At 45.3% G+C, this 23028-nt stretch carries 20 protein-coding genes; 12 read left to right on the top strand and 8 right to left on the bottom strand.

Annotated elements, in window-relative coordinates:
- The first annotated feature begins 480 nt into the window (after positions 1-480).
- From nrdD to B5D35_RS08635, 5 genes are all read left to right on the top strand, one after another.
- Positions 481-2601, top strand: coding sequence for an anaerobic ribonucleoside-triphosphate reductase (nrdD, locus tag B5D35_RS08655; protein WP_078752192.1), 2121 nt, complete (start codon positions 481-483; stop codon positions 2599-2601).
- A 7-nt stretch (positions 2602-2608) separates the two neighbouring features.
- Complete coding sequence (gene nrdG, locus B5D35_RS08650) at positions 2609-3079, top strand: anaerobic ribonucleoside-triphosphate reductase-activating protein (protein WP_078752191.1); 471 nt, start codon at positions 2609-2611, stop codon at positions 3077-3079.
- A 120-nt stretch (positions 3080-3199) separates the two neighbouring features.
- On the top strand, positions 3200-3730 hold the full coding sequence (locus tag B5D35_RS08645; protein ID WP_078752190.1) for an ATP-dependent zinc protease family protein: 531 nt from the start codon (positions 3200-3202) through the stop codon (positions 3728-3730).
- A gap of 82 nt (positions 3731-3812) precedes the next feature.
- Positions 3813-4145, top strand: coding sequence for a PBPRA1643 family SWIM/SEC-C metal-binding motif protein (locus B5D35_RS08640; RefSeq protein ID WP_078752189.1), 333 nt, complete (start codon positions 3813-3815; stop codon positions 4143-4145).
- Positions 4146-4410: 265 nt separating this feature from the next.
- Positions 4411-5595, top strand: coding sequence for an amino acid aminotransferase (locus tag B5D35_RS08635; RefSeq protein ID WP_078752188.1), 1185 nt, complete (start codon positions 4411-4413; stop codon positions 5593-5595).
- Positions 5596-5642: 47 nt separating this feature from the next.
- On the opposite strand, the gene B5D35_RS08630 is transcribed toward B5D35_RS08635, so the two are convergent.
- Positions 5643-6224, bottom strand: coding sequence for a YceI family protein (locus tag B5D35_RS08630; protein ID WP_078752187.1), 582 nt, complete (start codon positions 6222-6224; stop codon positions 5643-5645).
- A 298-nt stretch (positions 6225-6522) separates the two neighbouring features.
- Between B5D35_RS08630 and B5D35_RS08625 the strand changes: the two genes are divergently transcribed.
- Positions 6523-6888, top strand: a complete 366-nt coding sequence (locus B5D35_RS08625; protein ID WP_078752186.1) for a RidA family protein — start codon at positions 6523-6525, stop codon at positions 6886-6888.
- A 56-nt stretch (positions 6889-6944) separates the two neighbouring features.
- On the opposite strand, the gene B5D35_RS08620 is transcribed toward B5D35_RS08625, so the two are convergent.
- The 3 genes from B5D35_RS08620 to B5D35_RS08610 all read right to left on the bottom strand — a co-directional run bounded on the left by B5D35_RS08620 (position 6945) and on the right by B5D35_RS08610 (position 9993).
- Positions 6945-7883, bottom strand: coding sequence for a Dyp-type peroxidase (locus B5D35_RS08620; protein ID WP_078752185.1), 939 nt, complete (start codon positions 7881-7883; stop codon positions 6945-6947).
- A gap of 147 nt (positions 7884-8030) precedes the next feature.
- Complete coding sequence (gene ylqF / locus B5D35_RS08615) at positions 8031-8975, bottom strand: ribosome biogenesis GTPase YlqF (RefSeq protein ID WP_078752184.1); 945 nt, start codon at positions 8973-8975, stop codon at positions 8031-8033.
- Between the two features lie 184 nt (positions 8976-9159).
- On the bottom strand, positions 9160-9993 hold the full coding sequence (locus B5D35_RS08610) for an EAL domain-containing protein (protein WP_078752183.1): 834 nt from the start codon (positions 9991-9993) through the stop codon (positions 9160-9162).
- A gap of 301 nt (positions 9994-10294) precedes the next feature.
- Between B5D35_RS08610 and phhA the strand changes: the two genes are divergently transcribed.
- The 3 genes from phhA to B5D35_RS08595 all read left to right on the top strand — a co-directional run bounded on the left by phhA (position 10295) and on the right by B5D35_RS08595 (position 14455).
- Positions 10295-11086, top strand: coding sequence for a phenylalanine 4-monooxygenase (phhA, locus tag B5D35_RS08605; protein ID WP_078752182.1), 792 nt, complete (start codon positions 10295-10297; stop codon positions 11084-11086).
- Positions 11087-11095: 9 nt separating this feature from the next.
- Positions 11096-11437 (top strand): 4a-hydroxytetrahydrobiopterin dehydratase, encoded by a 342-nt coding sequence (locus tag B5D35_RS08600; RefSeq protein WP_078752181.1) that lies wholly within the window; start codon positions 11096-11098, stop codon positions 11435-11437.
- A gap of 255 nt (positions 11438-11692) precedes the next feature.
- A complete protein-coding gene (locus tag B5D35_RS08595) occupies positions 11693-14455 on the top strand; it encodes a M16 family metallopeptidase (RefSeq protein WP_078752180.1) in 2763 nt (920 codons plus the stop codon).
- Positions 14456-14484: 29 nt separating this feature from the next.
- Here the strand turns inward: B5D35_RS08595 and B5D35_RS08590 are convergent, their stop codons facing one another.
- A complete protein-coding gene (locus B5D35_RS08590) occupies positions 14485-14658 on the bottom strand; it encodes an ATPase (RefSeq protein WP_078752215.1) in 174 nt (57 codons plus the stop codon).
- Positions 14659-14935: 277 nt separating this feature from the next.
- Here B5D35_RS08590 and B5D35_RS08585 point away from each other — a divergent pair, with 277 nt between their 5' ends.
- From B5D35_RS08585 to B5D35_RS08575, 3 genes are all read left to right on the top strand, one after another.
- Positions 14936-15823 (top strand): PhzF family phenazine biosynthesis protein, encoded by an 888-nt coding sequence (locus tag B5D35_RS08585; RefSeq protein ID WP_078752179.1) that lies wholly within the window; start codon positions 14936-14938, stop codon positions 15821-15823.
- A 133-nt stretch (positions 15824-15956) separates the two neighbouring features.
- A complete protein-coding gene (locus tag B5D35_RS08580) occupies positions 15957-17165 on the top strand; it encodes an EAL and HDOD domain-containing protein (RefSeq protein ID WP_078752178.1) in 1209 nt (402 codons plus the stop codon).
- Positions 17166-17169: 4 nt separating this feature from the next.
- Positions 17170-20493 carry a response regulator gene (locus B5D35_RS08575; RefSeq protein WP_078752177.1) on the top strand — a complete coding sequence of 1108 codons (3324 nt, stop codon included), beginning with the start codon at positions 17170-17172 and terminating at the stop codon, positions 20491-20493.
- A gap of 20 nt (positions 20494-20513) precedes the next feature.
- Here the strand turns inward: B5D35_RS08575 and B5D35_RS08570 are convergent, their stop codons facing one another.
- Genes B5D35_RS08570 through B5D35_RS08560 form a run of 3 tightly spaced genes read right to left on the bottom strand, consistent with a single transcriptional unit; the run spans position 20514 to position 23021 of the window.
- Positions 20514-21311, bottom strand: coding sequence for a phosphodiesterase (locus tag B5D35_RS08570; protein ID WP_078752175.1), 798 nt, complete (start codon positions 21309-21311; stop codon positions 20514-20516).
- A gap of 10 nt (positions 21312-21321) precedes the next feature.
- On the bottom strand, positions 21322-22131 hold the full coding sequence (locus B5D35_RS08565; RefSeq protein WP_078752174.1) for a carbohydrate ABC transporter permease: 810 nt from the start codon (positions 22129-22131) through the stop codon (positions 21322-21324).
- Complete coding sequence (locus B5D35_RS08560; RefSeq protein ID WP_078752172.1) at positions 22128-23021, bottom strand: carbohydrate ABC transporter permease; 894 nt, start codon at positions 23019-23021, stop codon at positions 22128-22130. Before B5D35_RS08560 ends, B5D35_RS08565 begins: the two co-directional genes overlap by 4 nt.
- Between the last annotated feature and the right edge of the window lie 7 nt (positions 23022-23028).

Here is a 23028-nt window from a genome sequence, read left to right as displayed (position 1 = left end):
AGATGTTGTTGGCTCCTTTGAACGATTCGTTGTTGACTACTGACAAAGATGTACATTTAACCGGATAGTAGAACATTGTCATCTTGGTCGTTTTACAACATGGTGATTTTGAGTGTTGTGTTGGATTTTTTTACAGACTTTTTTTGAATATTGAATTTATTGCACAGTAATCGAATAGATAAAAATCGCATGCATGTATGCAATGATCTAAATCAAAGTATTGGCTCCGCTGAAATCGTCTAATGCACCACATGTTGTATCTCTGTGTGTGAATGCCCCTACATTTTGTATTTATTGACCTTGCTCTCATTTGAGTGTAATGCGACTTTTCTTCGCGTTATTTTTTGTGGAGGCAGGAACAAGATTCGGGTATTTCAGTCGTGGTTAAACGCAAAAAGTCAGACGTTTCCGCCCATCACCAGATTGATACAATCCTATCTATCCCTGCCGTAAGCAGGGCTTTTTGTTGAGGAGCTAGTAGTGAAACCTGTTGTCATCAAACGCGATGGATGCCGCGTACCTTTCCAGCGTAAGCGTATTGAAGAAGCTGTTTTAAGTGCTGCTGATGCTGTAGAAGACATGGATCAAGCCTATGCAGCAGCAGTGGCAGATGGTGTTTTATCTCAATTTATGCGCCTAGAAGAAGTAGAAATACACCAAATTCAAGATGCCGTTGAGAATCACCTGATGGCAGGGCCATACAAAGCTGTCGCTCGTGCATATATCGAGTACCGTCATGACAGGGACAGTATTCGTGAGAAAAAGAGCCAGTTGAGTCACGAGATCCGTGGCTTGGTAGAGCAAACAAACTCCGACATCCTTAACGAAAACGCAAATAAAGACAGCAAGGTTATTCCGACACAACGCGACCTGCTTGCAGGTATCGTCGCGAAACACTACGCCAAGCAATATATGTTGCCACGCTCCGTGGTTCGTGCGCATGAGATGGGCGATATCCATTATCACGATTTGGATTACGCACCGTTCTTCCCAATGTTTAACTGCATGTTGGTGGACTTGGAAAACATGCTTACTCATGGTTTCAAAATGGGTAACGCGGAAATTGATACGCCGAAGTCCATTCAAACCGCTACGGCAGTGACTGCTCAGATTATCGCGCAGGTGGCGAGTCATATTTACGGTGGTACAACCATCAACCGTATTGACGAAGTACTGGCTCCGTACGTCGAAATTAGCTACGAGAAGCACCTTGAAGTTGCGCGCGAATGGGACATTCCGAACGCAGAAGAATACGCGATAGCACGTACTGAAAAAGAATGTTATGACGCATTCCAATCACTGGAATACGAAGTAAACACACTGCATACAGCAAACGGTCAAACTCCATTCGTGACCTTCGGTTTTGGTTTGGGCGAATCATGGGCTGCACGCATGATTCAACAGTCTATCTTGCGTAACCGTATCGCAGGTTTGGGTAAAAACCGTAAAACGGCGGTATTCCCGAAACTGGTGGTTAGCCTGAAATCTGGCTTGAACCTGAAAGAGGGCGAGCCAAATTACGACGTGAAACAATTGGCTTTGGAGTGCGCGTCTAAGCGCATGTACCCAGACATCCTGAATTACGATCGTGTTGTTGAAGTGACGGGTTCATTCAAAACGCCGATGGGTTGTCGCAGCTTCTTGTCCACGTACGAAGAAAATGGCGAATTGATTCACGAAGGTCGAAACAACATCGGTGTCATCAGCATTAACTTGCCACGTGTCGCAATGCGTGCCCAGGGTGATGAAACCGAGTTTTATCGTCTGCTTGATGAAGTCTTGGCTGTTTCGCGTGAAGGTTTGGATACACGCATTGCGCGTCTGCAAGGCGTAAAAGCACGTGTAGCTCCGATTCTCTATATGGAAGGCGCGTGTGGTGTTCGTCTAAACCCTGATGACGACGTTAGCGAGATCTTCAAAAATGGCCGTGCGTCAATTTCACTGGGCTACATCGGTATTCATGAAACCGTGAATGCGTTGTACGGTACTGCTGATCACGTCTACGACTCAGAAATGCTGCGCCAGAAAGCCATTGAAGTGGTTGAATACCTGCGCAAAGCGACCGACAGCTGGAAAAATGAAACAGGCTACGGATTCAGCCTATACAGCACGCCGAGTGAGAACCTGTGTAGCCGTTTCTGTAAGATCGATGCGAAGGAATTTGGCGTCGTTGCAGGTGTGACAGATAAAGGGTATTACACCAACAGTTTCCATTTGGATGTTGAGAAGAAAGTTAACCCTTACGACAAGATCGATTTTGAAATGCCATACCCAGCAATCGCGAACGGTGGTTTCATTTGTTACGGCGAATATCCAAACATTCAGCATAACGTTGAAGCGTTGGAAAACGTTTGGGACTATAGCTACGAGCGCGTTCCCTACTATGGGACTAACACGCCAATCGATGAGTGCTACGAGTGTGGTTTCACCGGCGAGTTTGATTGTTCAAGCAAAGGCTTTGTATGCCCGAGCTGTGGCAACCATGATTCCACCAAAGTATCGGTAACGCGTCGCGTATGTGGTTACTTGGGAAGCCCGGATGCGCGCCCATTCAATGATGGCAAGCAGGAAGAAGTCAAACGCCGCGTTAAGCACATGTAAGGCAAAGATGAACGTTCATCAGTATTACCCCGTTGATGTGGTTAATGGCGAAGGTACGCGTTGCACCCTGTTTGTGGCCGGGTGTGAACACCAATGTCGAGGCTGCTATAACCAGTCAACGTGGTCGTTAGATTCAGGGTCGTTATTTGATCAGGCAATGGAAGACAAGATCATTGCCGATCTTAACGACGCACGTATTAAACGCCGCGGTTTGTCACTCAGTGGCGGTGACCCGTTACACCCTGCAAACGTTGAAACCATTCTTAAACTGGTTCAGCGCGTGAAAGCGGAATGTGAAGGCAAAGACATTTGGCTATGGACAGGGTATACGCTTGCTGAGTTGACGGATGCACAGCGCGAAGTCGTTCAGCTTGTTGATGTGTTAGTCGATGGGAAGTTTGAAAAGGATCTTGCCGATCCTTCATTGCCTTGGCGAGGAAGTTCGAATCAAATTGTTCATCGTTTGACACAAAGTTAATACACCAATTCGTCTATCCTCATAACGCCGCTTACCATAGCGGCGTTATTTTTAGGGAACTTGCGCCGTTTTTGCCGTCTAACACCTTACGTATCGAATCCTCATAGAATGGATGAATTTATGAAGTACAAATTTGTTGCCTTCTTTTTCTTGCTTTGCTTAAGCCCTTTGTCGTTTGCAGCATCGAGTGCTGATGCTCAACACTACGAACACGCGCCGGATGGCAAACTCATTATGGGAGAAAAGGAGTGGGTAAAGGTTGATACCGTTGGCGTCACCCTTAAGGCAAGAGTGGATACTGGGGCTACTACCTCTTCGATAAGTGCCATTGATATTCAGTCCTTCAAAAAAGAAGGCAAGAAATGGGTTAAATTCCGCTTGGCACATGACGGGAGAGAAAGTCGCGAGATTGAGCGACCTGTTGTTCGGATTGTCCGAATTATTCAATCGAGCGCTGAAGGGTATGACCGTCGTTACGTTGTTGAATTACCCATTACTATTGGTGATGTGACCGAAACAACACAGTTTACCCTTCGAGACCGACAGCATTTGATTTTTCCTGTGTTACTAGGGCGCAGTTATCTCAAAGGCATCGCGATGGTGGACGTAAGCAGAAAGTATGTGCAGCCAAAGCCGCTTGAGGCGCAATAGACACATCATTACTTTATCAATTGCCATATATGGGTATAATCCCCGCCTTACTTAGCGTCACTTCTACTTTTACGAGCATCCCATGTCAAAAATGTTTTACAAAGGCCGCAAAGAAACCAGACAGAATCATGTTATGTCTGGCTATAACGTTAACCGCGATGTAAAGGTTGGTACGGAAGAGTCTCCTGTTACAGTGACAGTGAAAAGCGAGCAGCGCAAAGAAGAAATTGAAGCATTGGTTGCTGAGCACAGCATCGTTGCGATTATCGTTGTAGATGCTGATCAAGAAGAAAACACCGTCGAACTTGATACTGTTATCAACAAACCAAAAACCATCGTGTTTGAGAAAACGCCAAACCGTAATGATCCATGCTCTTGCGGTAGCGGCAAGAAGTACAAAAAGTGTTGTGCATAAGCAACGCGAAACAAGATGACCGCCTATGGCGGTTTTTTTGTATTTGCGGGTCAAAAAATACTGAGCGAATTTGAGTGAAGGTAGTGCATGTCCTGAGCACATGCAGGGAAACATCTGTTCATCGATAACAAGCAGAAACGTTGAAATCGCTCTACATGCTTTCAGTGCAACGTTAATCTACTCTCAGGATGCTGTTTTTACTTGCACCCATACAGCCTTTCGTTATACATACAAAGGATTAGGTGTTCGATAAGGAAGTTATCTCATGTTTAACCTGCTTTCTCCTGCGCAGCAGGATCCCATCCTCTCACTTTCCGTGGCATTCCGCGCAGACCCGCGCGACGAAAAAATGGATTTGGGCATTGGTGTGTATAAAGACAGCCAAGGCGCGACACCCATCATGCAGGCCGTAAAATCTGCACAGCACATTCTCGCTGACACGCAAACCACGAAAAGCTACGTTGGCTTGTCGGGAAGTGAAGGCTTCAATCAGGCGATGACAGACTTACTGTTGAAAGGTACGGCAGGTTACAGTCGTTCCGCCGCTGTTCAGACACCAGGTGCGAGCGGTGCACTGCGTATGCTGGCTGATCTGATGTTTTTAGCCAAGCCAATCACTACCGTCTGGATCAGTAATCCTAGCTATGTGAATCACAAGCCAGTGATGGAAGCTGCGGGGCTTACGGTAAAATTTTACCCGTACTTTAACAGTGAAACCAAAACCGTGGATGCTGATGCAATGCTTGACGCGCTGGCAGCTGCAGGCCCTGATGACGTGGTATTGCTCCATGGTTGTTGCCATAACCCCACAGGCGCAGATATTCGCCAAGAGCATTGGCAAGCTGTTGCGGCATTGGCACAGAAAAACGGTTTCATCCCGTTTGTAGATATTGCCTATCAAGGTTTCGGCGCAGGGCTAGAAGAAGACGCCTATGGCGTAAGATTAATGGCTGACAGTGTGGAAGAAATGCTGATTGCCACTTCTTGTTCAAAAAACTTTGGCTTGTACAGAGAGAGAACTGGAGCGGCCATTGTGATTGGTAAAAACGCCAATGAAGCGATGAATGCAAAAGGTCGTATTCTCCAGCTTGCGCGTTCTACTTATACAATGCCACCTGATCACGGGGCAGCCATTGTTGAAACCATTCTTTCAAGTGAAGAACTGACAAAAGAATGGAAGGCTGAACTGGATGTGATGAGAAACCGAATTATCACGCTACGTAGTGGCTTGACCGCAGCACTTGCAACGCGCTGTGGTGACGACCGATTTAACTTCATTAAGCAGCACCAAGGCATGTTCTCGATGTTGGGTTTGTCGCAAGAGCAAGTTGCTCGGTTGAAAGACGAGTTTGCTATTTATGCTGTTGGAGATAGCCGTATAAACATTGCAGGCTTGACGGAGTCGCGGATTGATTATCTGGCTGATGCATTGATGGCGGTTGTGAAATAGCACTTAGAATGAAAAGAAACAGAGCCAGCGATTGCTGGCTCTTTTTTTTATTTCTCTTTAAATACCAAACTCACACTAACAGGCACTGTGCTTGAGATGTCAATGTTGCCAACCGTGGCTGATACTTTTTCAAGATTCTCTTCAGGGATGCCAAAGATCGCGCCACTAATAATGACGGGCTTATAAGTGAAAGCGAAAATACTGTCATCAGTCTTAATAATGTTCATGTCTAAGGTGATGTCTTTAGTATTCCCAAACAATGTGACTTTTGCGGGAATGGACTGCTGCAACATGGTTCCGTTCTTATCGAGCCCCGCCATATCAACATGGCCTTCTACCTTCAGTGACGGGAATTTTTTCGAATCGAAGAACAGATCGTTAAGCCGTTGATTACGGATAGGGATCCCCGTTGAAACGGAAGATATTGGCGCGGTAATACTAAATTTGCCGGAAGCATCAACACTCCCTTCAAGACCGCTGAGATTTGCCGGTTCGACAACGTAGGTTTTCTTGATGGTGGCAAAGCTGATGGAAGAAGCATCACTAACAACGGTGTAGTCGCTTGATGCAAATGTAAGAGAAGGGGACAAAGACACAGCCAAAATAATTGCTGACGAAATACTTTTCATTTTTCATTTCCTTTTTGTTGACGGTTTATACCCAAACAACCTGAATCCTGCGTGGTCAGGTTGCTTGGGTATATATAGCCTTGTTGATTAAGCGCATTTTGTACATCGGTTTATTTCGATAGGGAGTTGCTGAAATTCCGATTGAAGCCCGTTTGCTTCATGTGCTTCAACGTTAAAACAACAAGAACAGGATGGGTTACAGCTTCACTGTACCATCGGTGTTTTAACCATGCTGAGATGACGTGCTATAGCGCGTTCTGTTAGTATGTGTCGACTCATTAAAGGTGGAAGTAACACAATGAAAATTCATCGAATTAATCCGACTAAACGATGGTCAGATGTAACAGTATATAACGGTATCGCACATTTTGTTGAAGTACCAGAAAGTGACCTGAGTGCAGACATCAAAGGACAAACCGCGCAAATTCTTTCTCAAGCAGAAGAGATGCTGGCGAGCGTTGGTAGTGACAAAACCCGTGTACTGTCTGTCACAATTTATGTGACTGACTTTGCCCACTTTGAAGGCTTGAACGAAGTGTGGGATGCGTGGTTTGAAGAAGGTACGGCACCAAGCCGTGCTTGCATTAAAGCAGAATTGGCCAAGCCAGAATATTTGGTAGAAATGGCCTTTGTTGCCGCCGCAGGTGAAGCGTATTTAGCGTAACGCTCAACGGCTCTATTTAAAAAGGCAGTGTATTTATGACACTGCCTTTTTATTAGCTAATCATCAAACCTTTCATCAATGAATGACTGGGAAGGGATGAAATAACTGTTACCCGTTTTAGCCTCCACAAAATCGAGTAGCTTGTCATAATCGCCGTTTTCATCCGCGGTGATCATTTGGGTCAGCGATGTTTCGATAATGGACGGGGTGTTCGCAAAGCCGACGAACATGGTGCCATGCTCCATTGCGTTACCGTAAGGGCGGTTCTGGCGGAACATTTTTACTTCCTCGCCATCAATTTCTACCTTACTTTTTGCATTGTGTGCCCAAGCTGGCTTCGCATCGTCATCAAGCTCGATATCATCCATCTTGGTTCTACCAACCACTTTTTCCTGATGTTCGGTAGATAATGTATCCCAGGCACCTTGTTTATCAACATAGCGTTGAACAATGAGATAGCTACCGCCTTTAAACGTATCCTCTTCGGAAATGAGAACAGAGGCTATACGTTCTTCGTCGATAGGGTTTTCAGTGCCATCGACAAAATCAATCATGTCCCGGTTATCAAGGTATTTATAACCTTGAATGTCTTCAATTAATGCTGCGATAGAAGACAGCACTTTTGCCACATGCTTGGCGACTTGAAAGTTCAGATCTTTACGTTCTGATTTCACCATAATGAAAATATCGCCAGCGGTTGATGGGAAACGGCGCTCGCCATCATTCATTTCTGGGAAGGTATGAAGCTCTTTGGGCTTGCTAAGGTCAGGAAAGAGCATTGGCCACGCATTGTCAGAAAAGCCCATTGTCATGGTAAGGCTGGCGGACGGATCTTTTTGTCGAATCGATTTTTCAATGCCCGGAAGTTGCGAAAGCGCGTCATTGATTTCGTCCATGTTAAACCATTGGTCTTTTAACACGAATGTTAGGTATTCCACATGAGATGTTGGGTTGGTTAGTACACCCGGTTGAGCAAGCATTGCTAAATTATTCATAGTCTTTCCTGTTATAAACTTCATTGCGTTTCATTGACGCTTTGTAACTTTAGAATAGGGTAACGCGCGTTAGTGCGGTAGGAATGAGACGTTCGAAATTTTAAGGCCTTTAAACGAAAAAGCCCCGACAGAGTCAGGGCTTGGGAATTATCTTTTGTTGCGAAGGTAGCGTTTACGGCGTTCTTCTTTATTTTTGGCTTTATCTTCAGCCTTGCGAGAGGCGGCTTCCTCAACCTCAACCAATTCTTTATCGATCATGTCTGGATGTTCTAGCGTTACAAGGCCTAACGTACCGTTACGCAGGTCATTGATGAGAATCTCAGATGCTTTGTGGATATCGATACGTCCACCGGCACGCAGACAGCCGCGTTTCTCACCGATGGCTTCCATCAGTTCGATTTCCGTTTCAGGAAGTTCTTCAATGTTGTAACGCTGCTTGAGTAAATCTGGGTATGCTTTTGCTAGGTACTCAACGGTGTAGAATGCTACCTCATCGTATTCCATCGCCGTGTCTTTTACTGCCCCTGTTGCAGCCAGACGAAAACCACTGTGTGGGTTTTCTACTTTTGGCCAGAGAATGCCAGGGGTATCAGAAAGTACAACGCCATTTTGCAAATTGATACGTTGCTGCTGACGCGTCACCGCAGGTTGGTTGCCGGTTTTTGCAACAACGCGCCCTGCTAGGGTGTTAATGATGGTTGATTTACCAACATTAGGAATACCCATGATCATAGTACGAATGTTTTTACCCATCTCTTCACGATGCGGGGCAAGTTTTCGGCACAATTCCATGATCTTATTCACTTCACTGACGTGATCAGTAGTGATTGCCATGGCTTTAACACCTTGTTCTTTTTCAAGGTGCTCTAGCCATAGCGCCGTCATTTCAGGGTCTGCCAGATCGCGTTTGTTCAACACTTTGATAACAGGCTTATCTTTACGGATTCGACGGATCAGAGGGTTTTCGCTACTGAAAGGAATGCGAGCATCCAGCACTTCGATGATAACGTCGATTTTAGGTACGACTTCTTCGATTTCTTTTCGTGCTTTGTGCATGTGGCCCGGAAACCACTGAATAGAGTTGTTAATCATGGGGGTGATTGCCTTCGTAAATCCTGATATCGCCCATGGGTTATTGGATGGCCCCGGCGAAATAATGGCAGGGATCTTATCACTTAAATGTGATTAACGGAAAAGTATCAGGAAGATTGGCGTTTGAGCGGATGTTTATTGTGCGGTGGGAAGGGATAGTTCGATATCCCCGGGTGTCAGCGGGTTATGTGGCTTTGCGTAGCTGAGAAAAATCAAAGGGATTTGTATCGAAATATTCTGACAATGGCTGGGGCATGCCAAGATGAAAACCTTGGTAATAAGCAATGTTCAGGGCTTTCATTGCGTCATATTCTTCCTGATTTTCTATACCTTCGACCAGTAACTCTGCACCGACTTCTTTGGCGAGCGCAATTGAGCGAAGAATGGCTTCTACTTCCCCTTGAACGTAACTTTGAACCAATGAGCGATCGATCTTAATTATGTTTGGGCGAAGCATACGCACACGTGCTTCTTCAGACCCTTCCACACCATAATCGTCAACAGCAATGCGAAATCCATTTTTAATGGATTGATTCGTCGCTGCGGATAACGAGACAGAATCTGAATGTAAGTGTTCGACGACTTCCAATACAACATGCTCACGAGGGATGGCCATCTCAGCAAGACGTTGAACCATGAGATTTTGATTGGAGAAGGTTTCTATAGATGCAACAGCGTAGGATGGAAGCATATTGAGGAAGACCCAGTGTTGCCCCGCATATTTAGCAAAGTTACGCAGGTGGATAACACGCGCCAATTTATCAATGCTGATTTGATTTGCGAAATCTGGGTGGCCTTGGTCAATGCATCGAAAAAGATGTGCGGGGCATACATGAGAGCCATCAAGAGCAACGGCGCGAATTAACGCCTCAAAGCCAACGACAGTACCATTTCGGCGGAATATGGGTTGGTAGACGCTTCTTAGGTTCAATCCGTTGAACTCAGCGGTGGTTTCACCATCGTCATTGGTTCTTAAACACTGTTCAAATTCAGCGCGTGTTCTCAGGTGATCTACCACGTATTTGTACCTCTAACGTCACTGAGAGAATATGTTACGTTAAACCGAGGGAATGGAAAATGAAACCTTCATTTGCGTCTTGAGTTAATGTGATCATCCCCTCTTCTTTTTTTATTCTAGTACGAATTTTGGTCTCCCAAGTTGCAAATTAAAAGCAATAGAAATAAGCAACTGAGTGCAATGTAAAAATAGATTGTAAAATAATTTTTACGTTCATTCGTACTGTAACAAAGGGGGGTGGCTGACAGATTAAGTGACTTATTACTATCGTTTTAGGAGGAGAGCTAAATTGGAGGCGTAGATGAAAGCGTATAGGTACGAATCTAAGCCAATGGATGTAAAGGGAAAGGTGAACTGGAATGATGAGGAAGCCGAAGTTTGGCACCACCTCATGACACGTCAATTATCGTGCATAGAAGGAAAAGCGTGTAAAGAGTACCTTGATGGTCTTGAAATGCTGAATTTGCCGATAGACCAAGTTCCCCAAATTCCGGACATTAACCGCGTATTACGTGACGTGACAGGGTGGTCTCTGGCCCCCGTGCCTGCCCTAATAGATTTCGACAGATTTTTCGCGCTGCTAGCAAACCGGCAATTTCCTGTTGCAACGTTTCTTCGGACGAGAAAGGACATGGATTACCTCCAAGAACCTGACTATTTCCATGAGATATTCGGTCACTGCGCAATGCTGACGGATCCGGCTTTTGCTGCTTTCACGGAGTTGTATGGGAAACTGGGTGTTAATGCGTCCAAAGTGGAGCGGATATATCTTGCTAGGCTATATTGGTTTACCGTTGAATTTGGCTTGACACGTTCAGGCGAAGAATTTTCAATTTATGGTGGAGGTATTCTTTCTTCGCCTGCGGAAACGGTATATGCATATAGTGATGAGCGCGCATTCAGAGAGCCACTGGATATTATTGAAGTGATGAGAACGCCTTATCGTATTGATATATTGCAACCCATCTATTTTTATTTGGAAGATATGAGCGATTTATACGCTTTCTCCAAAATTGATTTGATGGCCTGTGTTAGAAAAGCCATGTCGTTGGGTCTACACAAACCGTTATATCCCATGAAAATCGCACAATGAGGAGGCGTGATGACAGAACTGACTGAATTGCAATGTGAAGCGTGCAGAGCTGACGCACCAAGGGTGTCTGACGAAGACGCCAAGGAAATGCTGGGAACGCTTGAAGGTTGGGCAATGGTAGATGATGAGGGGATTCTCCAACTGCAACGCGTGTATTCTTTTAAGAATTTTAAAGAAGCTTGGGCATTTTCTAACAACGTAGCGCAACTCGCCGAAGATGAAGGGCATCATCCTGCAATATTGTTAGAGTGGGGTCGTTGCACGGTGACATGGTGGACACACAAAATCAAAGGGTTACACAAAAATGATTTCATCTGTGCAGCCAAAACAGATGCCCTAACATTGCCATAGTTAGACGGTATCTCTAAAGCTAGAGGTAGCTCTAAAGCTAAAAGGTATCTCCAAAGATAAAGATATCTTCGTAGCCAATAAGCATTCCTATCGCCAGCACATGTTCTCATCAGCGGTAGGCATCGTCATAAACAGCAGGGGCCTTGGTGGTCCCTGTTCGTCTGATTGACCGCATCTCTCTTTGGATTGCAATTTTTCGGACTTTGCCTATGTCTTAATAGTGGAGAGCGTTTCTCGACGATGACCGGAGCTATTATGTCTTTGCGTTTGATCAGCCCGATCCTTTTGCTATTCGTTATCGGGTGTTCATCCCTTCCTACATCTCCTTTACTTGCTATTGACCCAAATTGGATATCGAAAACCTTGCCCAATGGTTTTCAATATCACCTTTATCCTATTGAAGGCACTGAAGTCGAAATTCGTTTTATCGTGAATGTTGGCAGCCTTAACGAAAAAGACACTGAGCGAGGATATGCGCATTTTGTTGAGCATATGGCTTTTAATGGTTCGCATCGCTTCCCGGGAAATACCGTTTTTAATGCGTTTGCAACTGTCGGTGTTCAGTTTGGGCCGGATATCAATGCAGTGACGGATTACACCAGAACGGTATATACGCTTTCGCTCCCCGATGAGCAAAAGCTAGGTGATGCCATCGGGTGGTTTCGTGATATTGGGGACGGCTTAACGCTTAGCGAAGAAGAGGTCGAGAGTGAGATTGATGTGATTTTTGGAGAGTGGCGTTTTGACAATCGAGCAGACGCCTCTTGGCAACTGAAACTTTACGATACCTTGTTGGAAAACTCGCAATATGCCGATCGTGATCCGATTGGCAGTGAAGCAACACTTACTTCTGCGAAATCTACATCACTCAGGGAATTTCACGAACAATGGTATCAGGCCAATAGGATGCAGCTGGTTATCGTTGGTGGAATTGATACGAGCCGTGTCGAAGCGTTGATTGACAGCCAATTCGAAACGCTTCGAACCGTGGAAAGTGAACCTGAACGTCATCATGTACCGACGCTGGAAGATGATATTCACTATCCTTTGACGGTCTATGCTCCTCAGGGCCAGTCATCAGCGCTGGTATTGAGCTTCAATGAAGGACATTATTTTCCACCGAAAACGCTGAAGCAACAGCGAGAGTTGTGGGCTGACTGGTTTGTTCTTGATGCGATTGAACAACGGCTGAGTGAGCAGCTAGATCGACGTGGAATCGCCCACAATGGGCTCTATTCAGGTTATGCGTTTGTACCGGGATGGAGCCTATTCGAAATTGTCGCAGAGTTTAATGCCAAAGACCGTACCTTGATCTTGAATGCTATCGCAGACGATTTGGCGTCTTTGAGAGACGAAGGAATCAGTGACAGTGAGTTTTTAGCGCTACTTGAATATTTTGAATCATCAGGGTACTTACTTGATGATTACTTGCCCATTGAAGTTGCGGAAGCAGCGACTGATGAACTATATGACAACACGCTCCCTCAAGATGGTGAACAGAGGCTGAACAACTTTGAGCGGTTTCTGGCTGAGGTTGATTATGATGAAATCAATGAACGATTAAACCGTTATTTAAGCGATTTACCCCAATCGCTCTCGTTGGTGTATGTGAAAAATGAATCGTTAGCGGGGGCCGACCCCCTGAAAAGGGGCTATTTCTCGCGGCTAGCGAACGTGGGGGTAGACACGCAAGTTGATTATGTCGATGTAAACATTCCTCAGCCAGGTGTTATTCCTTCTCATAAACCGTCACTCACTGTACTTGATAATGAAATGTACACATGGGTAATGCCGAACAACGTTACCGCTGTCTTTCACCACACTGACGATCTTTCTTTGATGAGTCACGTCGTTTTACAGGCAAAGGGTGGGCTGGCGTCGTTAACAAGACCGGACCGCGCCGCGGTTGACATACTGTACGAAGTGTTTCGCAGCAGCGATGTTGGGCCCATAGACGCACTGGACTTCAATCATTACTTAGAAGGCAATGGCATCGTTATAGAGCCATCAGTGTATGGGCAGGGTCACAACATTTCGATGTCGGTGCAGAGCGAACGTCTACCCGAAGCCCTAAATACGTTGCGTTATCTTCTTGAAAATATTGCCTTGAATGAGGCGGTGTTTGAACGAGAAAAGGCCAGAGTGGTGAGCCGTATGCGGAGTTTAATCACGTCGCCCTATGATGCTTTTGAACGGGCGCAGCGTTCGATGATTTATCCAACGCAGTCCTACGAAGCTCCGCTTACGGTTGAGGACTATGAAATGGTCACGTTTGCGCAGATCGTACGTGTTTATTCTGCGCTGTTCGGAGATTTGGGTGGGTTCAAGGTGTATGTGACCTCCGATTACTCGGCGGAAACCGCAACAGATCAAATCAATGTGTATTTGGGAAACATCAAAACGACACGTCCGGCAACAATTCCTCGCAAACTGATTTTTAATGCCCACGGGGGAGTGCTCAACAGAGAGACGTCACCAGAGGACAGAACTTACATTGAGTTTGTGGATGTTTCACCCGTTCCGTCTCGGAATTTAACGGTGATTTTTGCTGAAGATATGATGAATCGTGTTCTACAGGATCGATATACCAAAATCATGAGAGAGGAGCACGCTTTTGATTACGACCCGTATTTCGCCTCTTGGTCAGGTGATGGTGATGGCGTACGAATTACAACACTCACCGCATTAATATCTCCAGAACGAGAAGAGCAACTCAACCAAATGTGGCCGGAAATCAGACGCGCTTTAGCGAAACCAGTGACAAAGACAGAGCGTGACAATGCAGCCCGACAATTGGAAAGGGATATCATGTCCCTTAACAGTGACAGTTATCATCTTGTTGGTGCATTGGCGCGTTACGATACGTGGGGCTACGGTATTGATGGGTTGTTTTATCCGACCACAATAATTCGTGGGATTGATCGGCAACAACTAAGTCACTTAGCGAAGGAGCTCTTTTCGGGTACTGCGCGCTATAAAAGTGTTTTACGGCCATCAGCAGCAACATCAAAAAAATAACGCGCCAAAGGCGCGTTATTTATCAGTAATTAGTGCGATTTTTTGCCACCAAAATACTTTTCAAGGATCTCTGGCGTTAGTTCGCCTTTTGCTTCTAGTGCCTTCAACTCTGCCGCAATGCGCTTTTGTTCTTCCAAAGTAGGCAGTGGTAAGTCTGGTTCACGTTCTGGTGCGTCTTTCATCAGGTTTTCTATATCGATCATATCGAATTCACTCATTTTTTAGATCTGCGCGTATTCTAAGTAAAAGTGCCTACACCTCGCAAGCATTCCAAGTAGGGGGGTGGATTTTGAAACAAACAATAGACGTTAGGGAGTCGACTTTAACGCTTTGAGCCAATACAAAACGCTTTTTCTGCTCACTGTGTAACTACGGGAAATAATAGCGTCGCTTATTCTTGTGTTTTTGCTGGTTTTGTAACACTGTAACAAATAGGGCCCGAAGAAAAACTGACAATAAGAAAAACAAGGAATGGTAGATATGGCTGATATTCTTGAAGTCTACACAGTGAACGCCTTCGTCGCCGATAACCAAGGCGGCAATACAGCAGGCGTTGTTTTAAACGCGGATGGGTTGAAAGTTGCGCAAATGCAACGTATCGCTGCAGATCTTGCATTCTCGGAAACCGCATTTGTCCTTGCATCTAAAAAGGCTAATTTCAAAGTTAAATTTTTTACCCCAACGGAAGAAGTGAAGTTTTGTGGTCATGCAACCGTAGGGGTGTTTTCAACCTTGCTCCAGACTGAACGTGTCGAGCCAGGACAATACACGCAAGAAACAAAAGCGGGCGTACTTGCCGTTGATGTTGCCAGCGATGGCAGAATTACCATGGATCAAGCGACGCCTCAATTTGGCGAAGAATTGCCAGCAGAAGCTCTGGCGGCGCTGTTAGGTATTCATCCAGAAGACATATTGTCAACGGGTCTTCCCGTTAAAGTGGTTTCTACCGGTTTGGCTGACATCATTGTTCCCGTTTGTGACGAAGCGGTGCTGAATGCGTTGCAGCTAGATTTTGCAGCCATTTCGGCTTTTATCAAGAAACACAAGGCCATGGCAATTCATGCCTTCGCATTGACGCCGACGGAATCTGACATTTCAGCGCGTTGTCGAAATTTCGCCCCGCAGGTAGGGATCAACGAAGAGTCGGCGACTGGCAGTGCAGCAGGTGCCCTTGCAAGCTATCTACATGTGTACCAAGGCGGTAAGTACCGGTACCTCTTTGAACAAGGTGAAATACTCAACCGCAGGTCTTTGCTCTCAGCGAAAGTTGATTCTAGCGAGCAAGGTATAGAAAGAGTGACGGTAGGTGGACTTAGCGACAAGGCACAGCGGATACCGTACAGGCTGATTGAAGAAGCCACACAGTAAAAACCCCACACGAATCAAGGGAAGTTGAAATGCTTCCCTTTGTTTTTAGTGCATCTATTTAGTGGAAAAAAAGGAAAAATGCTGCGCTTGTTCTAAATTTAAGAGAGTGTCTCTTTAATGGAATTATACCTACGTGGCTGAAGTTTTTTTTTCCTGTCAACCCGTGTTTGCAAATGACCTCCAGCAGTGGGGCAGCGAGCTTCTTTTCCGCGAAGGGCTGGAAAACAAATTTCCTTCCATCGATGAAGATACAGCGACGTCTAGGATCCTGAGTGCCAACTTTCTTGCCAGCAATGCAAACCAGACTCAAAGTCGCTATATCGTTAGCTTTGGTGAGTCCTCTTTGTTGGACGAAATTCCCCTGTCTATGCCAAGCCAGAGCCTGATCATTTTTGTTACTGATGATTGTATGCCGTCGGCGGAGATGATTGCTAAATTACGGGCTTACCGCTCCCAAGGTTACCGCATCATGATGGATGGGAAAGCCATGCACAATTCGTGGCGAAACTATTTGGAGCTGGTGGATATTTTCAGTATCAGCATGGAAAGGGATAATCCCAGTGATTGGGAACAAACGATCAGCCAATATTCCCAACAAGTTTTCTTAGCCAGAAAAGTAGAAAAGCATGACGAGCTGCTTACCGCTCAGAGTGTGGGTTTCACGCTGTTCCAAGGCTATTTCTTTGAAAAACCCACCATCGTTCGGTCTGAAGACATTGCACCATCAGTTATGTCTCTTCTGGATATTTGTATCATCATTAATAAAAATCCAGACGATATTGATACATTAACCAAAATCATTTCGAAAGATGTATCTCTTCTCTACAAGGTCATCGCGAGTGCCAATATTCTCGCGAAAACAAAAACAAACAAAATTGCGAACCCACGGCAAGCGGTGGTGTATCTTGGTGTACAAGCGTTAAGGCGGCTTGTTTCACTTCTCATCATGTCGAATTTGAACCATCAGCATGCCGCCCAACTTCAAAATATCGCGCTACTGCGTGCGACGTTCTTTTCATCGTTACAACTCGACAATAAAGACTTCAATGCAGATGAAGCCTTTATCGTTGGGGCATTTTCAATGTTAGATACGATGTTGAGCAAGCCAATGGCGGAAATTGTTGGCCAACTAGACCTGTCGAATAACGTAAAAAAAGCACTGAATACGAAAGAGGGCGTTTACGGTCAATTAATACTCATGGCGCATGATATCGAGCATGCCAACTGGAACGGATTGATCCACTGGTGCAACGAACTCAACCTCAATGACAAAACCGTACTGAAAGAGTTTGAAATGGCGAGGATAAATACTGCCGAAATAACCTCCAGTATGCAGGTTTAACAGCATGTTTTTGATGCGAACAAAGCTTGCAGTCATTCTCATTGTCAGTGGTACGCTGATACTAAGTATGTTTGGCCTGTTTAATTACTTCAAAACACACGATCGCTTATATGGTGAGTTGGAGTCTGAGGTGTCATCTATCGCACAGCGTCTTTCCTATCGGCTGCCTAATCAAATTTGGAACTATGACTTTGAAAATGTGGTGAATGACTTGGAGAGTGAGGCCACATCACGCTTTATTTATCGTATTGAGGTGATTGCTAAGGAAGACAACTTTCGACACATTACAGCGCCCAAAGACGGCCTGAACGAAAACGAATTTCATCTGCGTATATTCCCTATCATCTACGATGGTGTCGATCCTCCTGTTGATGTGGGTGAACTGATTATCTACGAAGACCCTCGCACAATCACACATACATTGACCTCCGAAATCGTCTCGGGTGTTGCGCAAGTTTTCTTGCTTGATTTGATGATCATGTTCTTGATTTGGAAATATGCGCGCGCTTCCAAAGAGATAGAATCCAATCAACGCTATCTTAACACGATCATTCATAGCTATAACGATGGCTTGATTGTATTGGCGGAAGATCACCGAGTCGTGACACTTAACGAAGCGGCGATACGAATATTTGAACTTGATAACCTTGCCGATGCTGAACCGCAGCTTTCGGATATTATTACCAAGGTCGTTCCTGATTCTCGCGCCTATTTTTCTCAAGCTCTGTATGGGTTCAATACAAAAAACCTGAACTACGAGTTGGTGAGAGAAAAAGAAAAAGTGATAGTTCAAGTTCGCTCAACGCGAATTCTTGTGAATGACGAGCATCTCCAAGTTGCTATCTTTAGAGACATAACAGAACAGCACATCGACAAAATCAAAGTGTCTAAAGGGGCTGAATTGTTCTCGGCGGTGAAAACACTGCAAGACAAATTCCTGACCAGTGAAGATTTCCAACACAGCTTTAAAGAAGTCCTTAAAATTTTGCTTAAGATTGGCGAGAGTAACCACGGCATTATTGTCGAAGTGGATTACGACAGCCCCAATAATTACCGGACCTTGGCGCAAACAAGGCTAGTGGCGAATGGGTTTGTTTCCTCCAATTTCGTCAATGGTGTTATCACCGACGTGATTGATACGAAGAAGGGGAATCGCAGTCTTCAAGTTGCCGGTTTGACTGAATCCAATAGCAAGCTCATCATCAACTCGCTGAGTATGCCGCTGTTCTTATCAAATCAATTGGTGGGTGTGGTTTGCTTGTTTGATGAATCCACCTACTACGAAGACGATTTGTTGTCGTGGATTGACCCGGTTCTTTCCAGTTTAAGTGCCATGGTTAACTTCGTTCGACAGAAAAAACTCAATGATCTTATCTCAGAGGAAATGGTCAGGGCGAAAGAGCAAGCAGAAAAAGCAAACGAGGCAAAAACCAACTTCCTCGCGATGATGAGCCATGAAATAAGAACACCCATGAATGGGATTGTTGGTATGTCGAATTTATTAAAAGAGACGACACTAAGTCAGCAACAGTCCTATTTTGTCGATACCCTTGTGCACTCGTCTAATGCACTGCTCAATATCATCAATGATGTGTTGGATTTAACTAAAATTGAAGCTGGGAAAATGCAGCTTATTGAGCAAGAAACGGAAATAGCAGAAACGGTGCATGACGCGTTAGCGGTTTTTCACAGCAAAACGGTAGAGAAAAGTATTCGTCTCCATTGTTTGATTGACCCTGATTTGCCTAAATGGCTGCTGCTGGACCAAGTACGTTTCACTCAAATTATCCTTAATCTCGTTGGCAATGCAGTGAAGTTCACCAAAAATGGCTATGTGTTTGTGAAACTTCATAAAATTCCGCGTCCTAGTGGACCGATATTGCGGTTGCTGGTTATTGATACCGGCATCGGCATTCCAAAAGAGAAACAATCCTCGATTTTTGAAAACTTCACACAGGTAGACTCCTCCTATTCACGATCATATCAAGGAACAGGTTTAGGTCTGCCTGTCTGTCTCAAGCTTACTGAGCTAATGCATGGTGTAATCAGCTTTGAAAGTGAGGAAGGTGTTGGCACAACATTCACTGTAGATGTGCCGCTAACATCGGTAAAAGGAAAGCTTGATACCTTGTTTGACGAGTTTCAATTAAGTGTAGAGGTGCTATCGCGACCGATATTGATAGCAACGGAAGACGACAAGCTATACGCCGTGCTACATCGCTACATGGAACCTTTGGGTCTTCAGATTTCTAGAGTTTCAGAACAAACTCCGCTCGCTGATAATGCGTTGGAATCAACTGTTTTACTGGTTGATGATGATGTGTTGGGGAAATACCAATCACTCGTTCAGAAGGTTTCTCATGCTCTATTGATCAGTCATGATGGATTAATTGAAGATCATGGAATGCCGTGTCTGATTAATCCGATTAGCTCAGAAGCGTTGGTCAATGCGCTCGATTTTGACAAGGCGTTACCCGTCGAGACCGAAAGCATTGAAAAATTTGAGCCCGTGTTTGAAGGGCTCAATGTACTGATTGCAGAAGATCATCAGGTCAATCAAGAACTGATGGTTTTAATACTTAATAGCATTGGCTGTTACTCAACGTTGTCAGAGAATGGTGCTGAAGCGCTTGAAAAACACAAAGCGTGTCAGTTTGATCTTATTTTAATGGACTGCCAGATGCCTGAGATGGATGGTTTTGAGGCGACAAAACGCATCCGAGAATTTGATACGGTTACGCCCATTATTGCCGTCACCGCCAATGCATTATCTGGTGATGCTGAACGTTGTTTAAAAGCGGGCATGAACGCGCATCTAGCCAAACCCTTTACGAAAGAACAGTTAGTCAACTTGATGACGTTGTACGTGTCGTCTGACAAGTTCTCGACTCGTGCTCTGTCGCCCCCTGTCTGTATAGAGCCAATATCAACAGTGACAGATTCACACGCAGCAGAGCCACAAACACCTGCAATTGGAGCGGTGTCAGACAGTGAACCGAGCATTGATTTAGACAGGTTAAGGGACCAGTTGGGGGATAGCGAAGAACTACTTCACCATATTCTGTCGAAATATGTGACGAGTCAGCAAGTCGATCTGGGTGCCTTCCAATGTGCATTAGATAGCGGTGACATGATTTCGGCGAGAAAAGTTGCGCACCGCATGAAAGGTGCTGCTGCGATGGTGGGTGCCGATGATTTAGCCGCGTTATGTCTGACGATAGAAAAACACCAGAGCGATGATATTCAAGACTTGTACAACTTCTTCGAACAATTGAATCAGCGAGCACAGTCCATCGTCAAAGAGGTCGAAAGTATCTGCACTGCATAGCTCGCGTCATCATCGTCAAATTAGAAGGGAAAAAAATGGCCTGGCTCCGCAAGTGTTAAATATGAACTGCGAAAGCCATTATTCCATTCGTGTAACATGTAGCCCCCCGTATTTTGAGTAAACCCCACGGGCGCATTATCTCTGTGATCGGTGAGGAAAGTACTTGCTGTCGAGGGTGAAGAGAGCACAGTTTTTCCCCCTACACTGCACACAATACTGTTGTGCAGATGACCACATATGATTCTCACTTCTCTTGGTGTACTTACGAGTATTTCGTGCAATTCATTCACGCCTTCTAGCCCTATTGCATCCATAAACTGAATTCCAGACTCAAAAGGGGGGTGATGCATAGCGATTAGCGCGGGCTTGTCTGTCGATTGACCGAGTGATGAGTCCAAAAACTGCAAGGCATTTGGTGAAAGGTGGCCACCTCCGCTACCCGGTATAACGGTGTCCAAACCGATAAGATCAATGTCGTGAAAAGGCAGGAGCCAATTGATTTCATCGGATTGATTTAAATCATTCAACTGGTTGAAGCATTGGTGCATGGAAGACCGTAGATCGTGATTGCCAGGAATGACGTAATACGGGATAGCAAGTCGTTCAATCACCAGCTTAAACGCTTCATAACTGGCAACATCACCACAGTCAGTAATGTCGCCAGTGACGATGATGCCATCAATATCGCCGAGTTTTGGCAAGTCCTTATTGATCTTTTCGATGGCCCGCTCAAAGAGCGAATAGGTATCGAGTACTCCTGACACTTTTTGGGATGGGCAAACGATATGTGTATCGGTTAACTGAATAATTCGGGTCATGAGTCATTCCTCATTTGATGCCTGCACGCAGGAATGCTTGGACAAATTGCCGTTGGAAGATGAGAAAAGCGATAAGCAGAGGCGCGATCGACATCATCGTCGCCGCTGAGATGACTGAAATGTCGACGCCATTCTCTGGTGCGCCGAAAATAGAGAGACCAACGGTGAGAGGGCGTGTGTCGTCAGAGTTAGTAACGATTAAAGGCCATAGGAAATTGTTCCAGTGTGTCGAGACAGACACCAAGGCATACGCAAGGTAAGTTGGTTTGGCCAAGGGCACATAAACTCGCATCAGAATGCCAAAGAGCGAACACCCTTCAACACTTGCCGCTTCATGCAGTTCATAAGGCACAGATTTAAAAGACTGACGCATGAGAAATATGCCGAATGCACTCGCCATGTAGGGCATGCCAACACCAAGAATCGTGTCGAACAACCCAAGTTTTGATGTGACCGCATAGTTTTCCACGATCAAGACTTCAGGCAAGATGAAAAGTTGAAGCAAAACGAGAATAAATACGAAATCTTTGCCCGGGAAAGACACCTGGGCAAACGCAAATCCGGCCAATGTGGTAATGATAAATTGACCAATCAAAACCACAGTAACGAGGCAAAATGTATTTATAAAGTATTTAATCCACGGTGCCCCTTCCCACGCGATGCGGAAATTGTCGAGTGTCCATCCAGACAGTAGATTGAAGTTGACGGCATCCGATGTCGTATGAAACGCAGCCCAGAACGCGAACAGCAGCGGTGAGATCCAAATGACCGCGAGAAGCAGTGCACCGAATGTGTCGAGATGCTTTTCGATAGCTTTCATTGGTAATGCGTCCTTTTATCGAGATACAGAAACTGAACAGCGGCTGCAATTCCTAAAACAATCAACACCAGCACGGTCATTGCGGCGGCATGAGGTGCATCGAAGAATGCGAATGCCATTTCCCATATGTAATAGAGGATGAGTTTTGACGCATCAGAGGGACCACCTTTGGTCAGAATAAACAAGTGGTCGATAAGCTTTACTGAATTAATCATGGCGTTAACCACAATAAACAGAGTGGTGGGCATCAATAAGGGCAACACGATTCGACGCGTGTATGTCCAGCGTCCTGCCCCTTCAATATCGGCAGCTTCCTTGTAGTCCGCAGGTATAGTTTGAAGCGCGGCAAGGTAGAAGATCATAAAAAAACCGGCTTCTTTCCAGATCGTCACAATAATCACTGCCCACAATGCGGTTTTCGGTTTCCCAAGCCAATTGACAGACTCAAAACCAAAGAAGGCACCAATTTGATCGAGGACGCCAAGATCAGGTGTGTAAAAAAATAGCCATAGATTGGCTGCTGCGATCATCGGCAATACGGTTGGCGTAAAATACGCGGTGCGGACAAATCCTTTTCCTGAAATCTTCCCGTTAGCCCAAAGCGCCATCGTCAGAGCAATGATGATGGAGAGAGGTATCGTCATTGCAGCATAGAAAAGGTTGTTTTTTACCACTATCCAGAATGTCGGGTCATTGAACAAATCGACATAGTTTTCAAGGCCCGAAAATTCGGAAGGTCGACGTCTGGTGCCTTTTGAAAACAGGCTTTCCCACAGGGTTGCGGCTGAGGGATAGAATGCAAACAGCGAGAGCAGAATTGCGGCCGGAGTTAATAAAAACCAACCGTATAAATGCTGTCGACGACGCTGCAATTCGGCGTAATGATTCATAGTAGAA

It is taken from the genome of Enterovibrio nigricans DSM 22720 (assembly GCF_900167155.1).
GTDB lineage: Bacteria > Pseudomonadota > Gammaproteobacteria > Enterobacterales > Vibrionaceae > Enterovibrio > Enterovibrio nigricans.
The sequence above is the reverse complement of the archived record's forward strand: the minus strand, read 5'-3'. Positions and strand labels throughout refer to the sequence as shown.

Coding starts and splice junctions, on each gene's coding strand:
- B5D35_RS08565 (WP_078752174.1), bottom strand. CDS start 22,131: ATGAAAGCTATCGAAAAGCATCTCGACACATTCGGTGCACTGCTTCTC.
- B5D35_RS08620 (WP_078752185.1), bottom strand. CDS start 7,883: ATGAATAATTTAGCAATGCTTGCTCAACCGGGTGTACTAACCAACCCA.
- B5D35_RS08585 (WP_078752179.1), top strand. CDS start 14,936: ATGGCTGATATTCTTGAAGTCTACACAGTGAACGCCTTCGTCGCCGAT.
- phhA (WP_078752182.1), top strand. CDS start 10,295: ATGAAAGCGTATAGGTACGAATCTAAGCCAATGGATGTAAAGGGAAAG.
- nrdG (WP_078752191.1), top strand. CDS start 2,609: ATGAACGTTCATCAGTATTACCCCGTTGATGTGGTTAATGGCGAAGGT.
- B5D35_RS08630 (WP_078752187.1), bottom strand. CDS start 6,224: ATGAAAAGTATTTCGTCAGCAATTATTTTGGCTGTGTCTTTGTCCCCT.
- B5D35_RS08635 (WP_078752188.1), top strand. CDS start 4,411: ATGTTTAACCTGCTTTCTCCTGCGCAGCAGGATCCCATCCTCTCACTT.
- B5D35_RS08575 (WP_078752177.1), top strand. CDS start 17,170: ATGTTTTTGATGCGAACAAAGCTTGCAGTCATTCTCATTGTCAGTGGT.
- B5D35_RS08600 (WP_078752181.1), top strand. CDS start 11,096: ATGACAGAACTGACTGAATTGCAATGTGAAGCGTGCAGAGCTGACGCA.
- ylqF (WP_078752184.1), bottom strand. CDS start 8,975: ATGATTAACAACTCTATTCAGTGGTTTCCGGGCCACATGCACAAAGCA.
- B5D35_RS08645 (WP_078752190.1), top strand. CDS start 3,200: ATGAAGTACAAATTTGTTGCCTTCTTTTTCTTGCTTTGCTTAAGCCCT.
- B5D35_RS08560 (WP_078752172.1), bottom strand. CDS start 23,021: ATGAATCATTACGCCGAATTGCAGCGTCGTCGACAGCATTTATACGGT.
- B5D35_RS08595 (WP_078752180.1), top strand. CDS start 11,693: ATGTCTTTGCGTTTGATCAGCCCGATCCTTTTGCTATTCGTTATCGGG.
- B5D35_RS08625 (WP_078752186.1), top strand. CDS start 6,523: ATGAAAATTCATCGAATTAATCCGACTAAACGATGGTCAGATGTAACA.
- B5D35_RS08570 (WP_078752175.1), bottom strand. CDS start 21,311: ATGACCCGAATTATTCAGTTAACCGATACACATATCGTTTGCCCATCC.
- B5D35_RS08590 (WP_078752215.1), bottom strand. CDS start 14,658: ATGATCGATATAGAAAACCTGATGAAAGACGCACCAGAACGTGAACCA.
- B5D35_RS08640 (WP_078752189.1), top strand. CDS start 3,813: ATGTCAAAAATGTTTTACAAAGGCCGCAAAGAAACCAGACAGAATCAT.